The 22,989-nt window shown below is 60.9% G+C and carries 16 protein-coding genes and 1 pseudogene; 9 read left to right on the top strand and 8 right to left on the bottom strand.

Annotated elements, in window-relative coordinates; all coding sequences use genetic code 11:
• The first annotated feature begins 23 nt into the window (after positions 1-23).
• The 4 genes from ABDK11_RS12270 (at position 24) to ABDK11_RS12255 (ending at position 6,483) form a co-directional block, all read left to right on the top strand.
• A complete protein-coding gene (locus ABDK11_RS12270) occupies positions 24-1,046 on the top strand; it encodes a hypothetical protein (protein ID WP_346836795.1) in 1,023 nt (340 codons plus the stop codon).
• Positions 1,047-1,600: 554 nt separating this feature from the next.
• Positions 1,601-2,548, top strand: coding sequence for an ATP-binding cassette domain-containing protein (locus ABDK11_RS12265; protein ID WP_346836794.1), 948 nt, complete (start codon positions 1,601-1,603; stop codon positions 2,546-2,548).
• Positions 2,538-5,468, top strand: coding sequence for a Gldg family protein (locus ABDK11_RS12260; protein WP_346836793.1), 2,931 nt, complete (start codon positions 2,538-2,540; stop codon positions 5,466-5,468). Before ABDK11_RS12265 ends, ABDK11_RS12260 begins: the two co-directional genes overlap by 11 nt.
• Before the next feature lie 73 nt (positions 5,469-5,541).
• A complete protein-coding gene (locus ABDK11_RS12255) occupies positions 5,542-6,483 on the top strand; it encodes a DUF4340 domain-containing protein (RefSeq protein ID WP_346836792.1) in 942 nt (313 codons plus the stop codon).
• A 128-nt stretch (positions 6,484-6,611) separates the two neighbouring features.
• Here the strand turns inward: ABDK11_RS12255 and ABDK11_RS12250 are convergent, their stop codons facing one another.
• From ABDK11_RS12250 to ABDK11_RS12220, 7 genes are all read right to left on the bottom strand, one after another.
• Positions 6,612-6,926, bottom strand: a complete 315-nt coding sequence (locus tag ABDK11_RS12250) for a YceK/YidQ family lipoprotein (protein ID WP_346836791.1) — start codon at positions 6,924-6,926, stop codon at positions 6,612-6,614.
• 116 nt (positions 6,927-7,042) lie between these two features.
• Positions 7,043-9,127 carry a M13 family metallopeptidase gene (locus tag ABDK11_RS12245; protein ID WP_346836790.1) on the bottom strand — a complete coding sequence of 695 codons (2,085 nt, stop codon included), beginning with the start codon at positions 9,125-9,127 and terminating at the stop codon, positions 7,043-7,045.
• A gap of 265 nt (positions 9,128-9,392) precedes the next feature.
• Positions 9,393-9,773, bottom strand: coding sequence for a VOC family protein (locus tag ABDK11_RS12240; protein WP_346836789.1), 381 nt, complete (start codon positions 9,771-9,773; stop codon positions 9,393-9,395).
• A gap of 128 nt (positions 9,774-9,901) precedes the next feature.
• Positions 9,902-10,204: a hypothetical protein gene (locus ABDK11_RS12235; protein ID WP_346836788.1), complete on the bottom strand. Its 303-nt coding sequence runs from the start codon at positions 10,202-10,204 to the stop codon at positions 9,902-9,904.
• Positions 10,205-10,296: 92 nt separating this feature from the next.
• Positions 10,297-11,022: a YebC/PmpR family DNA-binding transcriptional regulator gene (locus tag ABDK11_RS12230; protein ID WP_346836787.1), complete on the bottom strand. Its 726-nt coding sequence runs from the start codon at positions 11,020-11,022 to the stop codon at positions 10,297-10,299.
• 150 nt (positions 11,023-11,172) lie between these two features.
• The gene (locus ABDK11_RS12225; protein WP_346836786.1) at positions 11,173-12,645 is read right to left on the bottom strand and encodes an aminoacyl-histidine dipeptidase; all 1,473 of its coding nucleotides are present in this window, start codon (positions 12,643-12,645) and stop codon (positions 11,173-11,175) included.
• A gap of 139 nt (positions 12,646-12,784) precedes the next feature.
• Entirely contained in the window at positions 12,785-14,734 is a 1,950-nt protein-coding gene (locus ABDK11_RS12220) for a VacB/RNase II family 3'-5' exoribonuclease (RefSeq protein WP_346836785.1), read from the bottom strand.
• A 451-nt stretch (positions 14,735-15,185) separates the two neighbouring features.
• Between ABDK11_RS12220 and ABDK11_RS12215 the strand changes: the two genes are divergently transcribed.
• From ABDK11_RS12215 to ABDK11_RS12195, 5 genes and pseudogenes are all read left to right on the top strand, one after another.
• Positions 15,186-16,262: a Glu/Leu/Phe/Val dehydrogenase dimerization domain-containing protein gene (locus ABDK11_RS12215; protein ID WP_346836784.1), complete on the top strand. Its 1,077-nt coding sequence runs from the start codon at positions 15,186-15,188 to the stop codon at positions 16,260-16,262.
• Between the two features lie 335 nt (positions 16,263-16,597).
• Positions 16,598-19,411, top strand: coding sequence for a pitrilysin family protein (locus ABDK11_RS12210; protein ID WP_346836783.1), 2,814 nt, complete (start codon positions 16,598-16,600; stop codon positions 19,409-19,411).
• A 213-nt stretch (positions 19,412-19,624) separates the two neighbouring features.
• Positions 19,625-20,482 (top strand): annotated as a pseudogene (gene rimK, locus ABDK11_RS12205) (30S ribosomal protein S6--L-glutamate ligase); the annotation flags it as partial.
• On the top strand, positions 20,456-20,845 hold the full coding sequence (locus tag ABDK11_RS12200) for a TrkA C-terminal domain-containing protein (protein WP_346840201.1): 390 nt from the start codon (positions 20,456-20,458) through the stop codon (positions 20,843-20,845). The pseudogene rimK and the gene ABDK11_RS12200, both read left to right, overlap by 27 nt.
• Positions 20,846-20,921: 76 nt before the next feature.
• Entirely contained in the window at positions 20,922-22,244 is a 1,323-nt protein-coding gene (locus ABDK11_RS12195) for a mechanosensitive ion channel domain-containing protein (protein ID WP_346836782.1), read from the top strand.
• Between the two features lie 110 nt (positions 22,245-22,354).
• Here ABDK11_RS12195 and ABDK11_RS12190 read toward each other — a convergent pair whose 3' ends face one another.
• Positions 22,355-22,966 carry a glutathione S-transferase family protein gene (locus ABDK11_RS12190; protein WP_346836781.1) on the bottom strand — a complete coding sequence of 204 codons (612 nt, stop codon included), beginning with the start codon at positions 22,964-22,966 and terminating at the stop codon, positions 22,355-22,357.
• Positions 22,967-22,989 lie beyond the last annotated feature (23 nt).

Here is a 22,989-nt window from a genome sequence, read left to right as displayed (position 1 = left end):
AAACCGGAGCGGAGTGCTTGTTAATGTCTCGTCTACTTTTTTGCCTGCTGTTTTTCTCGCTCTCCGTCGGTGCGGCGGAGCTGCCCCGGTGGCAACTGTCGACACTGCCGAAAGCGGCCTCGCTGCGCGGCAGCGCCGTGGGTGCGCACAGTCTGTGGGTGAGCGGCACCGACAATACGGTGTTCAGGAGTACCGATCGCGGTGTCACCTGGCGGGATGTCTCGGTAGCGGCGCAGCCGGTGACGGATTTCCGCGATATCCAGCTGTTTGATGACAACACCGCCATTGTCATGGGCGTCGGCAGCGGCAGCCAGTCGCGCCTCTATCTGACGGAAGATGGCGGGGGCAGTTGGAAACTGCTGTACGAAAACCCGGACGCACAGGGCTTTTTCGATTCCATCGCCTTCTGGGACCGCCAGCACGGCCTGTTGCTCGGCGATCCGGTGAATGGCTACTACACCGTTGCCGCAACCCGCGACGGCGGCCGCACTTGGCAGCGTATCGGGAAAAAGGCGCTACCGCCAATACTCGACCACGAAGCGGCTTTTGCCGCCAGCGGCAATACCCTGATCAGCGGCGAGAAGGGTCGAGCCTGGTTCACTACCGGTGGCTTTGCCGCGTCCGTCTACAGCAGTGACGACTACGGCCGCAGCTGGCAGCGCAGCGCAGTGCCGCTGCATCGCCAGACACAGACATCCGGCGGCTACGCAATGGCGCGAAACAACGCCGGCGATCTGTTTGTCATGGGCGGTGATTACCAGAACCGGCCCGGCCAATACAACAACCTGGCGCGGTTGCCCGCCGCCGATCGCAACACGGCGGCTGCCTGGCAGGTGGCCGACAACGGCGGCCGCGGCCTGCGCACCGCCATGGCCTGCGTCGGGCAGGCCTGTATCGCCAGCGGCAAGACTGCCAGCGATATTTCCCTCGACGCGGGTACCAGTTGGCAGCCACTGCCGGGTACGGGTTTTTATACCCTCGCGGCAGGAGATAGCGTGATTCTCGGTGCCGGTGCCGAAGGGCGGGTTGGTGTTATCGAAATGTGATCTGTTACCGCTGCGGACATTGTGTGGCTGCAGCGGCGCTGCCGTTTTTTGTTTATGGCGGCCATTTTTTTCAAAATGTTTCTGTATCACGAAAAAACTTTTCGAGTGCATTCGGCTCGTTTGCCGACAGTATGCCTCCTGTTCGCAACCTTAACTTTTCTTAACATCTAGCCGGTGTGGCTTGCTCGTAGAATCCCCGGCAGAACAATTTCTACCGGGGAAATTTTCCTAACCTGCGTGAACTTTTCCCCGGTGAACCTATCTAAACGAGCACTTTCAACTGACCGTGTTTTTTTAACGGGCACCTTTCTATGTCTGTTGCGCGAACAAGGGTTTTTTTCATCGACGGGCTGTCTTTTGGCGCCGCGGAAATTTTCCGCTGCTATCGGCTCACCCGTCTGGCACTGCGCCGGATGCGGCTCGGTGGAGTACTGTTTGCGCCGACACTCTATCCGCACCGTTGCAAACGCCGCCTGGCCGCGCGCCCGCCACCGCGCGTCTGATCTTCCCGTCTGAAAACAATTCAATCACTCTGTGAATACGAGGAGGACAAGGTGCTGGAAGTCAGTCACCTCAGCCGTTGCTATGGCAGTTTCAAAGCCGTGGACAACGTCAGCTTTGCTATTGAGCGCGGTGAAATCGTCGGCTTGCTGGGCCACAACGGTGCCGGCAAAACCACCATCATGAAGATGCTGTCCGGCTATCTTGAGCCGGATAGCGGTCGCATCAGCATGGACGGCTTCGATCTCGCCGAACACACCAAGGTGCTGCAGCGACAGCTGGGCTACCTGCCGGAAAACCTGCCGCTTTACGGTGAGATGAGTGTCGCTGACTACCTGGATTACGCCGCTGAACTGAAGGGCCTGACCGGGGCGGAAAAGATTGATGAAATCCGCCGCGCGGTCAGCGCTACGGAACTGGCCGCCAAGCTCGCTTCGCCGATCAATACCCTGTCGCGTGGCTTCAAGCAGCGCGTGGGTGTCGCCCAGGCAATACTCGGCCGCCCGCGCATACTGATCCTCGATGAGCCCACCAATGGCCTGGACCCGACCCAGACCCAGCAGATGCGCGCCCTGATCCGCGAAATTGCCCGCGAGGCCACGGTGATTCTGTCCACCCATATCCTGCAGGAGGTTGACGCACTGTGCGACCGGGCGCTGATCATCAATGCCGGCCGGCTGGCCGTTGACGAACGCCTCGAACGGCTGCGCCGTGCCAATAGCCTGCTGGTGGAAACGTCCTCGGCCAATGCCGTTGCGCGGCTCAAGGTGCTGGTCGGTGTGCTCGGCGTGGAGGAGCTGGCGGAAACCGGCAGCTACCGCCTGAGTGTCAAAGAGGGTGCCGATTTGCGCGGACTCAGTGCGGCGGTGGCGCACTCGATTGTCGAAGGGGGTGACCAGCTCTACCGACTGCAGCCGGAACAGCGCAATCTGGAAAGCCTGTTCCGCCAGGTCGGCGAACAGGGAGCAACAGCGAAGGAGGAATTGACCGATGCGGCCTGAATTATCCAACTCCGTCGCTGGCCGGGGCCTGATCGGGCGCGTCGCCGCCAAGGAGATCACGCTGTTTTTTGCTTCGCCGGTGGCCTACCTGTTTCTCGCCAGCTTTGCGGCGGTGAGCCTGTTTGTGTTTTTCTGGGGTGAGGCGTTCTTCGCCCGCAACATTGCCGACGTGCGACCGCTGTTCGAGTGGATGCCGCTGTTGCTTATTTTCCTGTGCAGCGCGCTGACCATGCGCCTGTGGAGCGAAGAGCGCCGCAGCGGTACGCTGGAACACGTGCTGACCCAGCCGGCGCCACTGTGGCAGTTTGTGCTAGGCAAGTTTGTTGCCTGTCTGGTACTGCTGGGTATCGCACTGGCGATTACCCTGCCGCTGCCAATTACCGTGTCGATGATCGGCGAGCTGGACTGGGGGCCGGTGGTGGCCGGTTACCTGGCCACGTTCCTGCTCGGTGCGGCCTACTTGAGTATCGGCCTGTTCGTGTCCGCGCGGGCGAGCAACCAGATCGTCAGCCTGATTATCGCCTGTGCCGTGTGCGGATTGTTCTATTTGCTGGGCGCACCGCTGGTCACCGACCTGTTCGGTAACAGCGTTGCCGATCTACTGCGCGACCTCGGGACCGGTTCGCGCTTCGCCGCGATTACCCGCGGTGTGATTGACCTGCGCGATCTCTATTACTACCTCAGCCTCGTGGCCGTTTTCCTCGCCCTGAATACACTGGTACTCGAGCGCGAGCGCTGGGCCGGCAGTGGCAACGGCGCCAATCGCAAGCGCTGGCGTGCGGTGACCGCGCTGCTGGTGGTCAATGCGCTGGTTGGCAACCTGTGGCTGGGCCAGGTACACAGCCTGCGCGCAGACGTGACCGAAGGGAATATCTATTCGATTTCCCCGGCGACCAAATCTTATCTGGCGCAATTGCGCGAACCGCTGCTGATTCGCAGTTATTTCAGCAGCAAAACCCACCCGCTGTTGGCGCCATTGGTGCCGCAGATGCGCGATTTGCTGCGTGAATACCAGGTGGCCGGCAAGGGCAAGGTCCGGGTCGAGTTCGTGGATCCGGCCAAGCAGCCGCAGCTGGAAGAGGAGGCCAACAAGAAATACGGTATCAAGCCGGTGCCTTTCCAGGTGGCGGACCGCTACCAGTCGTCGATTGTCAGCTCCTATTTCGATGTGCTGGTGAAATACGGCGATCAATACCAGGTGCTGGATTTCCGCGACCTGATCGAGATGAAAGCCAATAGTGAAACCGATGTGGATGTGCAACTGCGCAACCCGGAACACGATGTCACCCGCGCAATCAAGAAAGTGCTGCAGAGCTACCAGGCTGGCGGCAACCTGTTCGACACGGTCAAGGGCAAGCTGAAACTCACCGCCTATGTATCTGCCGACGACCTGCTGCCCAAGCAGCTGGTCGAATTCAAGAAAGCGGTACACGATGTGGCCGCGGGCCTGCAGAAGGATGCCGGCGGCCGCCTGTCGGTGGAGTTTGTCGACCCGGATGCCAACGGTGGCAAGGTGGCCAAGCGGATTGGCAAGGAATACGGTTTCCAGCCGATGGCAGCGGGCCTGATCGGGCGGCCGTTCTATTTCTACCTGACTCTGGCCAAGGGCGAGCAGGTGGTGCAGATCCCGCTGGGAGACCTGCAGAAGACCACACTGAAGCGCAACTTCGAAGCGGGCATCAAGCGCTTTGCCAGCGGCTTCACCAAAACCGTGGCGCTGGTGACCCCACCGATGGATTACAGTCGGGGTTATGCCCAGGGAGCGAAATTCTCCGAGCTGGAAAAACTGCTCGGTGCCGATCTCAATGTGGAGCACGAGGACCTCAGCGACGGCCGCGTATCCGGTAATGCGGATATTCTCTTGCTGATGTCACCGCGCAACCTGGATCAGAAGCAGCTGTTCGCCGTGGACCAGTTCCTGATGAAAGGCGGTACGGTCATGATTGCCACATCACCGTTCACGGCCTCGGTCAGCAACCGCAGTCTCGGGGTCAAACCGGTCAACAGCGGTCTCGAGAAGTGGCTCGAGCACAATGGTCTGAAGATCGGCAGCAAGCTGGTACTGGATCCGCAGAACAGCGCCTTCCCGGTACCGGTCACGCGCAATATCGGCGGTTACCAGATGCAGGAACTGCGCATGCTCGACTACCCCTATTTTGTCGATGTGCGCGGTCAGGGCCTGAATAGCGACAGCCCGATCACCGCCAACCTGCCGCAGGCGACGATGAGCTGGGCTTCGCCCATTGTCGTGGACAAGAAGCGTTCTGCCGGGCGCGTGATCACGCCGCTGCTGCAGAGTTCCGACGGCGCCTGGCTGTCGGCCAGCACCGACGTGATGCCGCGTCTGGAAAACGGTGCTGTCAGCGGCTTCAAGCCCGAGGGCAAAACCGGTAAGCAGCTGCTCGGCGTGGTCAGTGCCGGTCGCTTCGATTCCTACTTCGCCGGCAAGCCGTCGCCGCTGTTGCAGTCCGATAGCGACAAGGGCAAGGCCGCCGGTAAGAAGGTGGCGGGCAACAAGACCGCGGACAAGAAGGGCAAGGGTGACGACAAGCTGGATGCACTGCCTGCGGAGATCACCCGTTCACCGGAGTCCGCACGTATTGTGCTGTTCTCTTCCAATGATTTCCTCAACGACCAGGTACTGCGCATGAGCGGGTCCGCCGCCGGTAGCGATTACCTGAATACGCTGCAGCTGGCCGCCAACAGCGTCGACTGGGCGCTGGAGGATTCCGGCTTGATGTCGATCCGCTCGCGCAGCCATTTCAACCGCACCCTGCCGGCGATGGAGCACAGCAAGCAGTTGTTCTGGGAATACCTGAACTATATCTGCGCGCTGTTGGCCCTGGGCCTGGTGGCACTGGTACAGCAACTGCGCAAGCGCGCGCGCCAGCGCCGCTACCTGCAGCTGCTGGGCAATTGAGTGGGCGATTGAAAACGCGATCGCCGCGGCGATCCACCCGGCCCGCGCGGGCCGGGTTTACAGGAGATAAATCATGAAGAAACTGCAATTTTACCTGAGCGGCTTCCTCGCCCTGCAGCTGGTGCTGGCCGTTGGCCTGTACTGGAACCAGGTGCACCAGCAGGCGCAACAGCAGCGCAGCGAGGCTCTGGTCGCCGTAGTGCCGGATGAAATCCAGCGCGTGGAAATCCGTGGTGACAAGAAAAGCCTGACACTGGTGAAGCAGGGCGATAAATGGCAGTTGCCGGATATGCACAAGCTGCCCGCCGACGGCGCCAAGCTGCGTGCTCTGCTGGCCAAGCTCGGTAACCTGCGCGGCAACTGGCCAGTGGCGACCACCAGTTCGGCGCAGGAGCGCTTTGAGGTGGCCAAGGACAAGTTCCGCAAGCGACTGCGCCTGTACGGCAGCGGTGACAAGGTGCTGGCGGAACTCTATGTCGGCACTTCACCGGGCTTCCGCAAGGTCAATGTGCGCCGCGCGGGCGAAGACGCGATCTATTCCGTGTCCCTGAACAGCTATGAGCTGCCGGTCGCTGACGACAGCTGGCTGGACAAGTCGCTGCTCGCTGCCGGTCCAGTAAAGGCCATTTCCGGGCCGGATTACCAGCTGGCCAAGCACGGCGACAAGTGGCAGTTTTCCCACGGCGATGCCGACCTGGATACCACCAAGGCCGCGGCCCTGGCCAGTGCACTTGCGGAGCTGCGCGTTACCAGGGCGGCGGACAAGGTGCCGGACGGCGAGCATGTCACGCTGCAGGTCAGCGCCGGTGGCGGGAAACTGAATTACACCTTCACCAAGGCCGACAAGCACTGCTATGTCGCGCGCAGCGATCGCCAGCAGGCGTTTGAGATCAGTAGCGGCGATTACCAGCGTATTGCCGCACTGCGCAATCAACAGCTGGTGATGAAGCCCGCCGGCGATGCCGAGCGCACCGCGGACGGCAAAACCGATAAGGGGAAAGCGGCGCACAGCTGACGGATTCCTGTACCTAACCACAAGGCGGCCCGCGGCCGCCTTTTTTAGTGCCGCAGTGACCGGTGTTCGGGTACAAAAAGGCCGCTCTGGGAGCGGCCGGTGTTTTCGCCAAAAATGGGTTGCCCGCGCTAGTCGAGTTGCAGGTTGCCATCTCTGTTCTGGCGGTACAGCGTATACGGCAAGGCGATGGTATCCGTTGCCGCCGATGCAACGCTGTCGATCAGGTAAAAGCTGAGCATCCAGTCGTAATAGATCGACGCATTGTTGGAATTCAGCTTGCACGCGTTGTAAGAAACACCGCTGTAGACTCTCGGCATCACCTGGCAGTTGCTCTTCTGCCGCTTGAGGTTGTCGGCGATTTCGCGATCCGAGTGGGTCAGGGTGGTCATGGTGCCGCAGGCGCTCAGCGGCAAGATAGCGAGCAGGGTCCAGAGCTGCTTCATGTTTTTCACTCTCCTTGATGCAATATGGGGCAACCGGTGACTCCGGATTACCCTGCGGCCGTTGCGGATATAAAAAAGGCAGCCCGGTGGCTGCCTTTTTTATTCTTTGCGGCCTGTTACCAGACTTTGACTCGCTGATCGGGAGCCAGGTAAAGCGCGTCGCCGGGCTTCACGTTGAAGGCCTTGTACCAGGCATCCAAGTTGCGCACGGTCAGCGCGCGGTACATGCCGGGGGCGTGGCCGTCAGTGGCGATACGCTGGCGCAGTGCCTTGTCACGCATCTTGGTGGCCCAGGTCTGGGCGAAGGCGATGAAGAAACGCTGGTCGCCAGTCAGGCCGTCGATAACCGGGGCCTTCTTGCCGTGCAGCGAAGCCTTGTAGGCATCGTACGCGGCGGCGAGACCGGCCACGTCGGCGATATTCTCGCCCAGGGTCAGCTTGCCGTTGATATGCAGGTCCGGGAACGGCTTGTAGCTGTCGAACTGTTTCGCCAGGGCCTCACCCTGCTTGGCGAAGCGGGCGAAGTCGGCCTTGGTCCACCAGTTGCGCATCGCGCCGGTGGAGTCGAAGGCGGCCCCGTTGTTGTCGAAGCTGTGGCTGATCTCATGGCCGATCACGGCGCCGACGGCACCATAGTTGTAGGCGTCGTCTGCGTTGGGGTCGAAGAACGGCGGTTGCAGAATGCCGGCGGGGAAGTTCAGCGCGTTCTGTACCGGCAGGTTGACGGCATTGACGATCTGCGCGTTCATCCACCATTCGCCCTTATCCTGGGGCTTGCCGATCTTGGCCATCTGCTGGGCCGTTTTTACTTTCTCGCCGTTGACTTCATTGGCATAGGCATTGTCGGGGTCGACGTGGTAGTTGCTGTAACTGCGCCACGTGTCGGGGTAGCCGACGCCGACTACCAGGGAGTTCACCTTGGCCAGCGCTTCTTTCTTGGTGGACGGCGCCATCCAGTCCAGCGCTTTGACGCGGCGGCCGAAGGCGTCGATGATCTGGGTGGTCATGGCCTTGACCTTGGCCTTGGCGGACGCCGGAAAGTACTCGGCCACATAGGCTTCGCCCACGGCATCTCCCAGATACCTATCCAGTGCGCTCAGGGCGCGCTTGTCGCGGCTGCGCTGCTTGGGCGTGCCGGACAGGGTGGTGCCGTAGAAGGCGAAGTGGGCTTTGTCGATGGCCTCAGGCAGTACATCGGCGTGGCTGTTGATCTGGTGGAATGCCAGCCAGTCTTTCCACGACTGCAGCGGCTCGGAGGCCACCAGCGCGGCCAGGGCCGGAATGGAGCCGGCGTGGTAGGCGGCAAAGCGCTGCTGCTGGCCGAGGCCGGCGGCCTTGAAGAAAGCCTGCCAGTCGATACCCGGCGCCTTCTTGTCAAAATCGCTGCGGCTCCAGACGGCGGAGGACTTGGCGAAGTCCTCGCTGTCGGCGCGGCTCACGTGGGCCTTGGCAATCTTGGTCTCAAGGGCAAAAATGCGCTCGGCGCGCTCGGCAGCGTGGTCGATGCCGGCTTTTTTCAGCAGTGTCTCGATATAGGCGCGGTAGGCCTTGCGCAGTTCCTGCATCTTGGGATCGTCAGACAGGTAGTATTCGCGCTCCGGCATGCCCAGGCCGCCCTGCAGGACATAGGGCAGCACTTCGCCCGGTGTCGCCAGGCCCTGGGTAACGAACAGGCCGAACAGGTTTTCAGTCCAGAAATGGGTGGCATTCAGCGGATCGACATCGACGCGCAGGTTGGCGCCCAGCACGGAGGACAGCTGGTCTTTATCCTTGATCGCGGCATAGCGGGCCAGGTCGGCCTGGACCGGCTTCATCCCGGCGGCATTGATAGCGGCCGTGTCCATATACGCGTGGTAAAAATTGGCGATGCGGGCATCGTTCGAGCCGGCGGGGTGTTTTTCCTTGACCAGTTTGGCGATCAACTCGGCCCGGTGCTTTTCCGTTGCGTTGAAGGCTTCCATAAAGGAGCCCGTGGAAGAGCGGTCGTCGGGGATCTTGGTGGTCTTCATCCAGTTGCCGTTGGCATAGCGATAGAAGTCATTGCCGGGCTGGACCGACTTGTCCATCGCACTGATGTCGATACCGATATCTGCTTTTTCCGGCATGGCACTGGCGGTGCCAGCCACGCTGGCCTGGCAGACGCTCAAGCCTCCCAGTACCGTTGCACTCGTGACGAGAACGGTAGCCATTCGCTTTAACATAGGGCTTACCTTTAATGGTGAAGGGCAAAAAATCCGCTTTACCTTAACGTCAAAGTAACGCGCCAGGCAATAGTGCGTCGGGTGAGGTGTCGCTGTTGTCCGGTGAACTACTGGCCGCTGGCCGGCGGCGCCAGATCAAGGGGGCGGATTGACCGATTACAGCCTCCGCGAGGGGAAGGGGGCACCCGGCACTATTTTATGACCGGGTCAGCTATTGCGGTTCCGGGGCGCACCGGGGTAGGTCGCGCCCCGCCGCACGGGTCGATCAGCCGATCTTGTGCAGTGCGCAGATCTTGTTGCCGGACGGGTCGCGCAGGTACGCCAGGTAGAGCTTGCCGATGGTGCCTTCGCGTACGCCGGGCGGATCTTCACATTCGGTACCGCCATTGGCGAGTCCCGCCGCGTGCCAGGCGTCGGCCATTTCCGGGTTCTGCGCCACAAAGCCAATGGTGCTGCCGTTGCCGTGGGTGGCAGGCTCGTTATCGATGGGTTTGCTCAGCGCAAAGACGCCGTTGTCGGTGAAGTAAAAGCAGCGGCCCTTCGGGTCGATAACGCCGGGCTTGTGACCCAGGGCGCCGAGGATGGCGTCGTAGAATGCCTTGGATTCTTCGACGTCGTTGGCGCCGATCATGATATGACTGAACATGGCTTGGTTCCTTGTTGAAGTTTAGCGAGCAAGCAGCTCGCTCCGGGGTCCTGTGAGAGGAGGATTTTACGCAGTAAATATGACAGCAATCGATGCGCTTCACCTGTGGAGCAGGTGATCAGCAGGCGTTAACGTTGCATGTTGGACAATTTTCTACGGCGTTTGTCGCGCTTGTAATATTCAATATCTTTCTCTTCCCTGCTCATATGCGTAAGCCGTAACACCAGTATCCAGAGAATAAGCAATGGCACTGCTGCGATATAGATCTCGTATTCGATCGCGGTGCCGTTTGCCGGCAGCAGGGCGGCGATCTCGCGAACAACCATGGCTTTAAACGGATTCTGCTGGCCGCCAAAGCCCGCGAGCATCAGTATGTAGAGTGTACTGATAAATACGGTGGCGGAATGTATGAGCGTTCTGTATTTCTTCATCGGAGTGCCTGATCGCGGGCCGCGCGTGAATGCTCGAGGCTCTTGAGGCTGGCAAGGCAGCCGGGGCTATTGCCCCGGGCTGTTGAGTTGGTTTACGACGCTGGCAGTTCCACGTTGTGGTACACCGCCTGGACATCTTCCAGGTCGTTGAGCATGTTCATGAATTTGTCGAACAGGGCCTGGTCGTCACCGCTGACAGCGGTGTAACTCTGCGGCACAAACTGGATTTCATCCACCTCGAAGTCGATTTCGCCAAAGGATTCCAGCAGAGCCTGCTTGGCCTTGAAGTAATCCGTGTGCGGGGCAAATACCGACAGCACGCCGTCTTCATTTTCGATGTCGGTAACATCCACGTCGGCTTCCATCAGGGCTTCGAGTACCGCCTCTTCGTCATCGTGCTTGAATACCAGGATGGCCAGGTGGTCGAACATATGGCTGACGCTGCCCTGGGTGCCGATCTTGCAGTTGGTTTTGGTAAAGGCCAGGCGCACATCGCCGAAGGTGCGGTTGGGATTGTCGGTGAGGCACTCGATGATGGCCATGCTGCCGCCGGGGCCAAACCCCTCGTAGCGCGCGCGGGCATAGTCTTCGCCGGCGCCCCCCTTGGCTTTGTCGATGGCTTTCTCAATCACATGGCTGGGTACCTGGTCTTTTTTCGCGCGCTCGATCAGGCTGCGCAGGGTCAGGTTGCCATTGGGGTCGATGCCTCCAGATTTGGCACAGACATAGATCTCGCGGCCGTAGCGGCTGTAAACCCTGGCCTTCATGTTCGAGGTCTTGGCCATGGAGTCTTTGCGGTTCTGGTAGGCTCTGCCCATGGGCTGGTGCTCCGTAAAAGCTGGGAAAAGGCGATTCTACTGGCAGGTTTGGGGGAAATAAAAGATTTCCGCTGCGTTATTCGTGACTGCGCTTACCCCGGCAACCCAGAAGGTTACCGGGGTGACGCGACCGCACGCTGTGCGGCCGGGTCAGGCTCTGGCAGGTATTGCCTGGACCACTTTCAGGAAGTAGGCCCAGAAATTGCCCACGCTCTCGATATGCACGCGCTCTTCCGGCGAGTGGGCGCGGCGGATGGTGGGGCCGAAGGAGACCATATCCCAGTTGGGGTAGGGCTTGGCCAGCAGGCCGCACTCAAGGCCGGCGTGGATGATTTTCACCCGCGGTTCCTCGCCTTCCATGTCCTTGTAGACGTCTTTCATCAGCGCCAGCAGTGGCGACTGCATATTCGGCGTCCAGCCCGGGTAGGCGTTGTCCAGGGAAGCCGCCGCGCCGGCCAGTTCGAAGGCGGCGGCGACGTTGCGGCCGTGCTGGTCGCGGGCCGTGTCGGACAGGCTGCGTACCAGGCACTGGATACGCACCCGCTGCCCGCCGTCGGCTTCTTCGGTAACGACACGGGCGAGGTTATTGGAGGTGTCGGCGATCCCTTCCAGCGCGGTGCTCATGCGCTCGACGCCACTGGGGCAGGCGCGCAGGGCCAGGATCAGCTTGCGCTGGCTGTCACTGTCCATCACGCTGGCCGGCGCCGCGGTGGCTTCCAGGGCGATGTCGAGCTTCGCTTCATTGTCCAGTTCGCGCTTGATCGCGGCGCTCTCGCTGGCGACCACTTCCTGCAGCCTGGCAGTCGCGTCGGCCGGCACGGTAACCGTGCTGAAGGATTCCCGTGGAATTGCGTTGCGCAGGCTGCCGCCGTCGAGTGCGGCGATGCGCAGCTGCGGAATCTCTGCCAGCGCGGCGTCGATGATACGGTTGGCGATCTTGTTGGCATTGCCGCGGCCCTTGTCGATGTCCAGGCCGGAGTGGCCGCCGCGCAGGCCGCGCACACTCAGTTTGAATGCGCTGTGGTCGGCCGGTACCGGCTCGGCGGAGTAGGGCAATTGCGCATTGACGTCCACGCCGCCGGCGCAGCCGACGTAGAGTTCGCCTTCATCCTCGGTATCCAGGTTCAACAGCAGGTCCGCTGCAAAATAACCGGGCTGCAGATGCTTGGCACCGGTCATGCCGGCTTCCTCGTCGATGGTGAGCAGCGCTTCCAGGGCCGGGTGGGGAATGTCCGTGCTTTCCAGCAGCCCCAGAATCGCTGCCACGCCGATACCGTTGTCGGCGCCGAGGGTGGTGCCGGTGGCGGTGACCCAGTCACCGTCGATCTGCGGGCGAATCGGGTCGGTGAGGAAGTCGTGGTCCGAATCGGCATTTTTCTGCGGCACCATGTCCACGTGGCTCTGCAGCGCCAGGGTCTGGCGGTCTTCCATGCCCGGCGAGGCCGGCTTCTTGATGATGATGTTGCCGATCTTGTCCAGCTGTACGTCGAGGCCGCGCTGTCTGGCGAAATCGACGATATAGGCCACCACTTTTTCCTCGTGCTTTGAGGGGCGGGGGATCTCGCAGAGTTTGGCGAAGTGCTTCCACAGCGGGACGGGATTGAGTTCGGCAATATTGCTCATCGGGGGCCTCAAATTGGTTATTGATGGGGCGTGCACTGGCATTGCGGGGTCGCCGCGGTGGCAGTGCCGGCCGGGACCCCGGGGATCTCCGGGCCCGGCCACGCCGGAACGGTGGGTTGCGGTTCCGGCCTGGTGAAAGTTATTCCGCTTTGGCGGCGTCGACCAGCTCGAGGGCGATGCGGCGTTTGTCCACGTCGACGGCGGCCACCGTGACGGTGACCGACTGCTCCAGCTGGTAGCTCTGCTCCCGGTGTTTCAGGATCAGGTGTTTGCCGTCGAAGTCCGGCAGGTTTTTCTTGTCGCCGTTCAGCCGCACGAAACCGTCGATGCCATAGTCGTCCAGGCGCACGCCGAGGCCGGCACCATTGACCAGGGTGATCTTGCCGGTAAATTCCTGCGCGGTCTTGTCTTGCATAAACTGGGCGTAGAGCCACTGTTCCAGTGCGCGGTTGGCCTGGCGCCCGCGCATCAGGCTGTCCTGCAACGTCTCGATCTGTTCGTCGGAGAGCGGGTGCTCCTGTTCGCCCGCGGTGGCGGCGCGCAGTACCCGGTGGTTGTGCAGGTCGTTGTATTTGCGAATCGGCGAAGTGACGGTGGCGTAAGCGCTGAGGCCGAGGCCGAGGTGGGCGCCGGCCTTGTTGTCCAGCTGGCCCGGGCGCAGCATACGCTTGAGCACCGCGAGCAGGTTTTGCATCTGCGGCTCTTCGTGGCTCTCCAGGTGCTTGACCAGCGCCAGGTAATTATCCAGTTGCAGCAGGTCTTTGTCGGCGAACTCCGGCAGCAGCTCCTTGAGCAGGCTTTTTACTTCGCCAATGCGTTCGTCGCGAAAGCCCAGGTGCACGGAGAAGCAGCCGCGGCCCATGGCGGCGAGCTTATCGCCGACGCTGATGTTGGCGGCGAGCATGGCTTCTTCCACCATGCGCTGGGCGACGTTGCGCTCCTGCTTTTCGATCCGCTCGATCTTGCGCTGCGCATTCAGCTGGATCACATAGTCGGGGCGGTCTTCCATCACCAGCGAGTGGCCGGCACGGTAGGCGGCGCGGGCTTTGCTCAGTGCCGCCAGGTTGCGCAGGCTTTCTTGCTGGTCTTCCGGTACCGCGGATTCGTCGCCGTCGATAAAGCGGCTCACCTGGGCGTAGCTCAGCTTGTGCCGGGAGCGCATGGCGCCGAACTCGTAACGGGATTCTCCGATGCGGCCGTCTGTATCGACATCGATATGCACTGCCAGCACCGGGCGCTGTTCGCCGGCCACCAGAGAGAAGAGGTTCTCGCACAGGTGCGGCGGCAGCATCGGCAGGGTTTCGCCGGGCAGGTACTGGCTGTGGGCGCGCTTGAACGCCTCTTTATCCAGCGGGCTGCCGGCTTCAATCAGGCTGGACGGATCGGCCACGGCGATATGCAGGGTCCAGCCACCATCGCGCTGGCTGACGGCGAGGGCGTCGTCCATATCGAGCGTGCTCTCCGCGTCGATGGTGGCGAAGCCGTAGTCGGACAGGTCCTTGCGCTCGGCGACGACCGCGTCGAGCTGGTCCTTGATGTCTTCAGCCTGTTTCAGTGCCGCGTCGCTGAAGCGGTCGGACAGCTGGTGCTGGGCGACGACAAAAGCGTGTTCGATGCCGGGCATGTCCGGTTTGCCGATCACCTCGATCACCTTCGCCTGGGCGCGGCCGTCCTTGAACGGGTGGCGGTTGACGCTGGCGGCGATGAATTCACCGGGCTGGGCCTTGCCGCGGGCCTTGGGGGGCAGGAAGATCCAGCGGTTGAGGCCATTCTGGCTCGGTTGCACGAAGTGGCCCTGGCCGCGCTGCACGTATTTGCCCACCAGGTACTTGAGTTCACTCTCCACCAGCGCGTCCAGTTCCGCGGACAGCTTGCCCTTGTTCTCCTCGGTGAGGCTGACGCGTACCCGGTCGCCGGGGAAAACGCGCTCCATCTCCGGCGGTGGCAGGAAGGCCTCGCGGCCGTCGTCGAGGACCACGAAGCCGAACTTGCCGCTGCTGCCGCGCACCCGGCCCTCGGCATACTCCTTGGTGGAGCGGATATCGGTTTTCAGTTGTTTGAGTTGTTGCAGGGCGTCGGCATTCAGCATTGGGTGTACTCGTGAGTTCTACACGGGGGTCATTTTGCGCGCGGATTCTACCAGACCCGCATTGCGGGGGTAACGGGCTGAGGCCGGGTCCGGTGTCGGAAGTCGCGGCTTCCGCCGCGATGTCCGTAATTATCCGGGTAAACGGCGGTAGCGGCGTGTCGCGCCAGCTCCGCAGCGCCGGGTCAAACAGGATCGCCGGTGGCGATTTGCCTCCGCGGGCAGGGGTGCGCCGGCAGCGAATCGATGACTACAGGGCGCGGGTGGTTCCTGAGTGACCTCATATCCTAATTTTTATCAAATACGGTGATGATTTAGCCTCGTTTGCGGTAAAGTGCGCAAAGTTTGCAAACTCTATATCCTGTTGCTGGATATAATCTTATTTCTTGATAAAAACAGAATGAGCTGAGGTCGCTCCCCAGCTGTAGAACCGGCCTCCGGAGAGGAACAGTAAATGAGTATATTTTCCCACCCCGCCTACGATAAGCACGAAGAAGTGGCTTTTTATCAGGATGCCAAAAGCGGACTGAAGGCGATTATTGCGGTGCACAACACCAATCTGGGACCCTCACTCGGTGGTTGCCGCATGTGGCCCTATGCCGATGACGGCGAGGCGCTGAACGACGTGCTGCGCCTGTCCCGCGGCATGACCTATAAATCGGCAATGGCCGGCCTGAAGCTGGGCGGCGGCAAGTCCGTGATTATCGGCGATCCGCGCAAAGACAAGACCCCCGAGCTGCTGCGCGCCATGGGCGACTTCCTGAATACTCTAGGTGGCCGCTACATCACTGCCGAGGACTCCGGCACCAGTGTCGAAGATATGCACGTCATCGGCGAGCGCACCAAGTTCGTCTCCGGCCTCGACGAGTGTTCCGAACACGGTGGCGATCCGTCCCCGCAGACTGCCTACGGCGTATTCGTCGGCCTGAAGGCAGCGGTTGAGCACCGCTGGAACCGGACTGACCTGAACGGCCTGAAAGTCTCGATTCAGGGCGTCGGTAATGTCGGCTTCCGCCTGGGCAAACTGCTGAAAGAGGCCGGTGCCGAGCTGTTCGTAACCGATATCTTCCAGGACAACATCGATCGCGCCGTCAATGAGCTGGGTGCGACCGCGGTAAGTGCGGAAGAGATCTTTGACCTCGACGTAGACGTCTTCGCGCCCTGTGCCATGGGTGCCATTCTCAATGACGATACCCTGTCCCGCCTGAAGGCGGGTGCGATCGCCGGCGCCGCCAACAACCAGCTGGCCGAAGAGCGCCACGCCGGAGCGCTGCGCGAGAAGGGCATCCTCTACTCGCCGGATTACGTGATCAATGCCGGCGGCATCATCGACGTGTACTACCAGCAGCAGGGCAACTACGACCCGGCGCAGGTCAAGACGCACATCGAGAGTATCGCCACCACGATGCAGGAAATTTTCCAGCGCGCCGACGAAAGCGGCGAGACCACGGCGCATGTTGCCGACCGTATCGCCGAAGAGCGCTTCGGCCATGAAGATGCGGTAAAAAAAACTGATTCAGAAGCTGCCTAAATTTTAACCGGGAACCCCGGTTCCCGGTTCGCGAGCTTTCTCCCCTGTAGGCGATCACGTCATCGCCCTTTTCTGTGATGTATCAATTACGGGCACTTCGGTGCCCCTTTTTTTGCCTCTCTTTTCCGCGCTGACGCGCTGTTGGTGAAGACTTCTTCAATAGCGCGGTCTGTGCGTGCCGGCTGGCTGGCTGGTCGCAGCGCGGAGCGGATTCAACGAATTTAGCGCATTGCCGGGCCAAAATTGCCTACACTTCTGCATTTGGAGTTGCGCGCGGATCTTTTGCTGCGCTTTGCCGGTCTTATTTACTCCGCACTGTCTCAGGGAATAACAATATGAAATTGCGCCACGCGTTCATTGGTCTATGTCTGGTCGCCTTTGCCCTTGTCGGCTGTGGCGAGGGCGAGGATACCCATCGCGCCCTCTCCGTGGACAAGGAGGCCGCCGCCAGCAGCCGCGCCGCTGCGGCGGACAAGCAGGCCTATGTGCAGCCGCCAAAACTGGATATCCCGTTTCACAGGGAGAAGCTGGCCAACGGCCTTACGGTCATCGTTCACGAGGATCACAAGGCGCCGGTGGTCTCCGTCAATATCTGGTACAAGGTGGGCTCCAAGGATGAAGTGCCCGGCAAGACCGGCTTTGCGCACCTGTTCGAACACCTGATGTTCAATGGTTCGGAAAACCACCCGGGGGAGTACTTCGAGCCGTTCCAGCGCTCCGGCGCCACCAATATGAACGGTTCGACCAATAACGACCGCACCAATTACTACGAGACAGTGCCCCAGGGAGCGCTGGATATGGCGCTGTGGATGGAGTCGGATCGCATGGGGCACTTCAGTGGTGCCATTACCCAGTCGGTGCTGGATGAGCAGCGCGGTGTGGTAAAGAACGAAAAGCGCCAGGGCGAGAACGCCCCCTACGGCCGTGCCATGGATACCATCGCCGCCGGCACCTTCCCGCCTTACCATCCCTATTCGTGGACGCCGATCGGCTCGATGGACGATCTCGACCAGGCCAGTCTGGCAGACGTCAAGAAGTGGTTCGCCGAATACTACCAGCCCGCCAACGCCATCCTGGTGATCTCCGGCGATATCACCGTCGAACAGGCGATGGCCAAGGCGCGCGAATATTTTGGCGATATCCCCAGCACCGCCAAGCAGCCGCGGGTAAAAAACTGGGAGCTGCCGGCACAGGTCAACAAGCGCGAGGTCATGAATGATCAGGTGCCGCAAACGCGCATCTACAAGGTGTGGAATGTCCCGGCTGTCGGCAGTGACGAGGAGGACGCGCTCGACCTGATCACCTCATTGCTGGCCAACCGCAAGAATGCGCTGCTCTACCGGCGCCTGGTGCGCGAGGAAAAAGTGGCCACCAGTGTCAGCGCCTTCTATTACGGTCGCCAGCTGGCCGGGCAGCTGATGGTGATCGTGGATGTGAAACCGGGCCAGTCGCCCGACACAGTGGAGGATCTGCTCGACAAGGAGCTGCACAAGTTTGCCAGGCAGGGGGTCGATGCCGACGAACTGCGTCGCATCAAACAGAGTGAATTCGCCGGGCTGGTGAAAGGTCTGGAGAAGGTCAGCGGTATCAGCGATATCCTCGCCCGCGGCGAGTTTTATTACGGCAATCCCGGTGCGCTGATCGACGATCTGCCGCACTACGCGAATATCTCCGCACTGGATGTGCAGGAGGTGGCCAACCGCTGGCTGACCGACGATAGCTATACCCTGGTGATTCGGCCGAAGGGCCAGTATTCGGTTACCGGCAAGGATGTCGATCGCAGCAAGTTGCCGCCGGTAGACAAGAGCGTGCACCTGAAGCTGCCCCAGCAGCAAACCTTTACCCTGGATAATGGCCTGAAAGTCGTGCTGGCGGCCCGGCACGATACGCCAGTGGTGTTGATGAACCTGCAGTTTCACAGTGGTGCGGCGGCCGATGGCGACAAGCTCGGCCTGGCGTCGGTGGCTGCGCACATGCTGAGTGAGGGGGCCGGGGACTACGACGCGCTGGAATTCAGCGCCCGTGAAGAGGCGCTGGGTGCGAACATCGGCGCCGGTAGCGGGCTCGATTACAACAATATTACCTTCAGCGCGCTGAAAACCCAGCTGGAGCCGTCGCTGGATCTGTTTGCCACGGTGGTCACCAAGCCGCGTTTCCCCGAGGCGGATCTGGAGCGGGTAAAGTCCAACTGGGTCGATACCATCGCCCAGGAGAAGGCGCAGCCCCAGGGCCTGGCCCTGCGCGCTCTGCCGCCGCTGCTGTTCGGCAAGGACCATCCCTACGGCGCACCGCTGACCGGTTCCGGCACAGTCAAGGCGGTCGAGTCGATTACCCGCGATGACCTGATGAATTTCCAGAAAACCTGGGTGCGCCCGGACAACGCCACGCTGACGGTAGTCGGGGATGTGACCAGGAAAGAAATCGAGCCGTTACTGAACGCGGCGTTAAAGCACTGGAAGGCCCCGAAAACACCGCTCAAAACCGTGCAGATACCGCCGGTGAAGCGACCGTCTTCGGCCAAGGTCTACCTGCTCGATCGCCCCGGCGCACAGCAGAGCTTTATTCTTGCGGGGCTGGTAATGCCGCCGTGGAAGCCCAAGGGGGCCGAGGCCTACGAGGCAATGGAAACCCTGATTGCGGGCAAATTTACCTCGCGGGTCAATATGAACCTGCGCGAAGACAAACACTGGAGCTACGGTGCCAGCGCCGTAACGCTGGATACCGAGGGGCAGCGCCCGTATCTGCTGTTTGCCCCGGTGCAGACTGACAAGACTGCCCCGGCGATCAAGGAGCTGTTGAAGGAGTATCGTGCCTATCTGGGTCCCAAGCCGGTGCGCGAAAAGGAGCTTGCCGACTATCGCGACGACGAGGTGCTGAAGCAGAGTGCGCGCTTCCAGACCAAGGGCCAGCTGCTCTCCAGTATTTCCTGGCAGGTGGAAAAGGGATTGCCGCCGGAATATATCGCCGATTACCCGCAACGGGTGGCGGCGCTGACCAAAGGGCAGGTGGAGGACGCGGCGCAACACTTCCTGGCGCCGAATCAGTTTACCTGGGTGATTGTCGGCGACCTGAGCAAGATCCAGAAAGACGTGGAAGCGCTCGGAATCGGCCCGGTAACGGTGCTGTCGCCCGGCGGGCAATCGGACTAGAGCGCCGCTCGAAGCATTGACGGCGGCGACGCAATTGTGGCTGTATTGGCTTGCGGGCGGGGAGAGTTTGCCGCGGAGCGCGGGATTTTTCCTGCGTGCGGTGGCCCTCGCGGCTGCACAGGAGTGCAGTAGTCAGCCGTTCTGCCCGCAGCGCCCCAGCAACCGGCGCCGAGATGACGGGCCGGTTCGAAGTCACGACGACAAGGAATCGCCATGAAGCTCGCCATTCTCTCCCGTGCTCCCAACTGTTACAGCTCCATGCGCCTGCGCGAAGCGGCGCATAAGCGTGGTCATGACGTTGAGATCCTGGACACGATCAAATTTGCCATTGACCTGCAACGCGGAGCTCCGGATCTCTACTACCGGCAGAAGCAGATCGAGGAGTTCGATGCGGTTTTGCCGCGGGTGGGAGCTTCCATCACCTACTACGGTACCGCGGTCGTGCGCCAGTTTCAGGAGATGGATATCTTTTGCGCTAACACCGCCCACGGTATCCACAACTCGCGCGACAAGTTGCGGAGCTTGCAGCTCCTCAGTCGCCACCATATCGGTATTCCCCGCACCACCTTCGTGCACAACAAAAAAGATGTGCTGCCGGCTATTGAGCGGGTCGGTGGTGCACCGGTGGTGGTCAAGTTGATCGAGGGTACCCAGGGGATTGGCGTCCTGCTGGCGGAAACTGTCAAGCAGGCCGAGGCCATCATCGAATTGCTGCAGGCGCAGAAGCAGAATGTGCTGATCCAGAAATTTGTGGCCGAGAGCAAGGGGCGGGATATCCGCGCTTTTGTTGTTGGCGACCGGGTGGTGGCGGCCATGCGCCGCGTGGCCCAGGGGCAGGAGTTTCGCAGCAACGTGCACCGCGGTGGCATTGCCGAGGCCGTGGACCTGCCCGACGAATATGTGCAGTCGGCGGTGCGCGCCACCCAGATCATGGGGTTGCAGGTGGCCGGCGTGGATATGCTGGAAGGTGCCAATGGCCCGCAGATTATGGAGGTCAACTCATCGCCGGGGCTGGAGGGTATCGAGACCTGCACCGGGCTGGACGTGGCCGGGGCGGTGATCGAATACATTGCCGCGCAGGTGGATTTCCCGGAAATTGATGTGCGCCAGCGCCTGACCGTGAGCCGGGGTTATGGCGTCGGTGAAATCTATGTGCCCGAGGGCTCGCGGTTTGTCGGCCGCGCCATTGCCGATATTCGCACGGATGAACACGATATCAATGTGCTCACGCTCTATCGTGGGCGCAAGGTGATTCCCAATCCCAAGGCCACGCGGGTGCTCGAAGCCAACGACAAGCTGCTCTGTTTCGGCCGGCTGGAAGTCATGCGTGACATGATCCCGGCGAAAACCCGCCGGCGGCGCCAGCCGGACATTGGCAATCTGCCGGCTGATGCGGTATCGGCCGCTGACACGGTACCGGAAGTGGACCAGTAGCAGTGCTGTGCCTTGACGAGTGGTCCTCATCCAGCGGGACCTTTGCGCAGTCGCGATACCCAAGCACCGGACGGATATGAAAGCGGAAGATTACCTGAGCAAGCTGTCAAACCAGTTTCGCGAGATGCTGGCTTCCACCAGCGAAGTGACGGTATTGAGCCAGATTGGCATTATCGCCCTGATCTATGTCCTGGCTTTTGTCTTCACGCGCCGACTGCAGAAGGTGGTTCCGGTATTGGCCCGGTTGCCGGATGTGCCGGAACTGCATCCGGTGCGGACGCTGGTCTACCGGGTTGGGCGCCTTCTGTTCCCTCTGCTGGCGATCGTATTACTGAAGATCGCCGCCGCCTATTTACCCCAGTTGATCGGTTCCGGTTGGGTGCTGCATCTGGCGCTGGCCGTGGCCATTATCCTGCTGTTCAACTCCTTCGTGCGCGAGGTGGTGAGCAATCGGGCGGCCGCCACGGCGTTCCGGTGGGTGGGTATTCCGATTCTGTTCCTGTATGTCGTCGGCGTGCTGGGCGACATCGTGGCGGTACTGGATTCCATGGCGGTACAGATTGGCAATATCCGCCTGTCGGTCTACGGGATTCTCCGCACCCTCATTTTTGGCTCGCTGCTGTTCTGGCTCGGCCGCGTGTCCAACTCCACCGGGCAGACGATTATCCGGCGGCAGGAAACCATTGATTTCCGTACGCGGGAAGTTTTTGCCAAATTATTTGAAATAGTCCTCTACGTCATTATTGGCGTCCTGATCCTGCAGTTGATGGGGATTAACCTGACGACGTTGGCTGTATTTGGTGGCGCAGTGGGGGTCGGGGTCGGCTTCGGGCTGCAGCATATCGCGGCCAATATGATATCCGGCATCACCCTTATTATGGATCGCTCCCTCACTCTGGGGGATTACGTTGAAATAGAGGGCGGGCAAAAGGGCACTGTGGTCAAGATGAGCATGCGCGCCACCACGCTGGAGACATTCGATGGCAAGGATGTGGTCGTGCCCAATGAAAAATTTATTTCCAATGCATTCGTCAACTGGACCCAGAAAAACAAGAAGCAGCGCTACCGGGTGGATTTCTCCGTAGCCTACAGTACCGATGTGCGCCAGGTGGTGGAAATCATCAAGAAGGCGGTAGCGGGCCATCCGCAGGTGTTGAGTGGCGAGGCTCTGCCGTTTGAAGAGCGGCCCGACTGTGAGATCGACAATTTCGGTGATAACGGCGTCAATATGTTTGTCGAATTCTGGATGGAAGGTGTCGATGACGGCCGCAATCGGGTAGGCGGTGATCTGTTGCTGATCATTCTGGAAACGCTACAGCAACACGGTGTCGAGATTCCGTTCCCGCAGCGCGATGTGCGCCTGGTCGATATGCCCCGGGCGAGCACCCCGGGCACATGAGCCGGTGAGTCGGCGCGATAGGCGTGCCGCTCTATTGCCGGCGGCGGCACCTCTCCGTGCCGCACCAGCCGGTAAAACCCCTAATCATCGGGTTGAAAACTGGTTAGCGATTACGCCCTGGCGCTGGGGCGGCTGTTCAGCTGTTCCCGCCAGCGGGTCAGGTGCGGGTGTTTTTCCGCATCCGGGCGCAGTTTGACCACTCTGCCGAATTCCATGCTGCACAGCATACCGATATCCGCCACCGAGAAGTAATCCCCCACCAGAAACTCGCTGTTCGCCAGGTGATGGTCGAGCACGTCGAAAAACTTGGAGGTCTTGCGCCCGGCCTCTTCACCGAATTCCGGGAATACTTTCATACGATCGGCAAAAGCGCCGGACGTATGCTGGAAGCACATGCCCACGTTGAACATCATGTTGAAGTCGGCGCGGCGATTCCACATTTCCACCAGGGCTTTTTCCTGCGGGTCGCGGCCGAACAGCGGCGGTTGCGGGTGCAGCTCTTCGAAATAGCGCTTGATCGCCACCGATTCGGCGATGTGGGAGCCGTCGTCCAGTTCCAGCACCGGCACCTTGGCATTGATATCGCGCTGGCGGTATTCGGCGCTCAGGTTTTCACCTTTGGTGATATCTACCGGCACCAGGTCGATATCCAGGCCCTTTTCGGCCAGGTACATGCGCACGCGGCGGCAGTTGGGGGCGGCGGCGTATTCATAGATCTTCATTGGGACTTCCTCGCAATACCTTG

The organism is Microbulbifer sp. SAOS-129_SWC (genome assembly GCF_039696035.1).
In the GTDB taxonomy this organism is placed as follows: domain Bacteria; phylum Pseudomonadota; class Gammaproteobacteria; order Pseudomonadales; family Cellvibrionaceae; genus Microbulbifer.
The sequence above is the reverse complement of the archived record's forward strand: the minus strand, read 5'-3'. Positions and strand labels throughout refer to the sequence as shown.

Coding starts and splice junctions, on each gene's coding strand:
- ABDK11_RS12270 (WP_346836795.1), top strand. CDS start 24: ATGTCTCGTCTACTTTTTTGCCTGCTGTTTTTCTCGCTCTCCGTCGGT.
- ABDK11_RS12260 (WP_346836793.1), top strand. CDS start 2,538: ATGCGGCCTGAATTATCCAACTCCGTCGCTGGCCGGGGCCTGATCGGG.
- ABDK11_RS12255 (WP_346836792.1), top strand. CDS start 5,542: ATGAAGAAACTGCAATTTTACCTGAGCGGCTTCCTCGCCCTGCAGCTG.
- ABDK11_RS12250 (WP_346836791.1), bottom strand. CDS start 6,926: ATGAAGCAGCTCTGGACCCTGCTCGCTATCTTGCCGCTGAGCGCCTGC.
- ABDK11_RS12245 (WP_346836790.1), bottom strand. CDS start 9,127: ATGTTAAAGCGAATGGCTACCGTTCTCGTCACGAGTGCAACGGTACTG.
- ABDK11_RS12240 (WP_346836789.1), bottom strand. CDS start 9,773: ATGTTCAGTCATATCATGATCGGCGCCAACGACGTCGAAGAATCCAAG.
- ABDK11_RS12235 (WP_346836788.1), bottom strand. CDS start 10,204: ATGAAGAAATACAGAACGCTCATACATTCCGCCACCGTATTTATCAGT.
- ABDK11_RS12230 (WP_346836787.1), bottom strand. CDS start 11,022: ATGGGCAGAGCCTACCAGAACCGCAAAGACTCCATGGCCAAGACCTCG.
- ABDK11_RS12225 (WP_346836786.1), bottom strand. CDS start 12,645: ATGAGCAATATTGCCGAACTCAATCCCGTCCCGCTGTGGAAGCACTTC.
- ABDK11_RS12220 (WP_346836785.1), bottom strand. CDS start 14,734: ATGCTGAATGCCGACGCCCTGCAACAACTCAAACAACTGAAAACCGAT.
- ABDK11_RS12215 (WP_346836784.1), top strand. CDS start 15,186: ATGAGTATATTTTCCCACCCCGCCTACGATAAGCACGAAGAAGTGGCT.
- ABDK11_RS12210 (WP_346836783.1), top strand. CDS start 16,598: ATGAAATTGCGCCACGCGTTCATTGGTCTATGTCTGGTCGCCTTTGCC.
- ABDK11_RS12195 (WP_346836782.1), top strand. CDS start 20,922: ATGAAAGCGGAAGATTACCTGAGCAAGCTGTCAAACCAGTTTCGCGAG.
- ABDK11_RS12190 (WP_346836781.1), bottom strand. CDS start 22,966: ATGAAGATCTATGAATACGCCGCCGCCCCCAACTGCCGCCGCGTGCGC.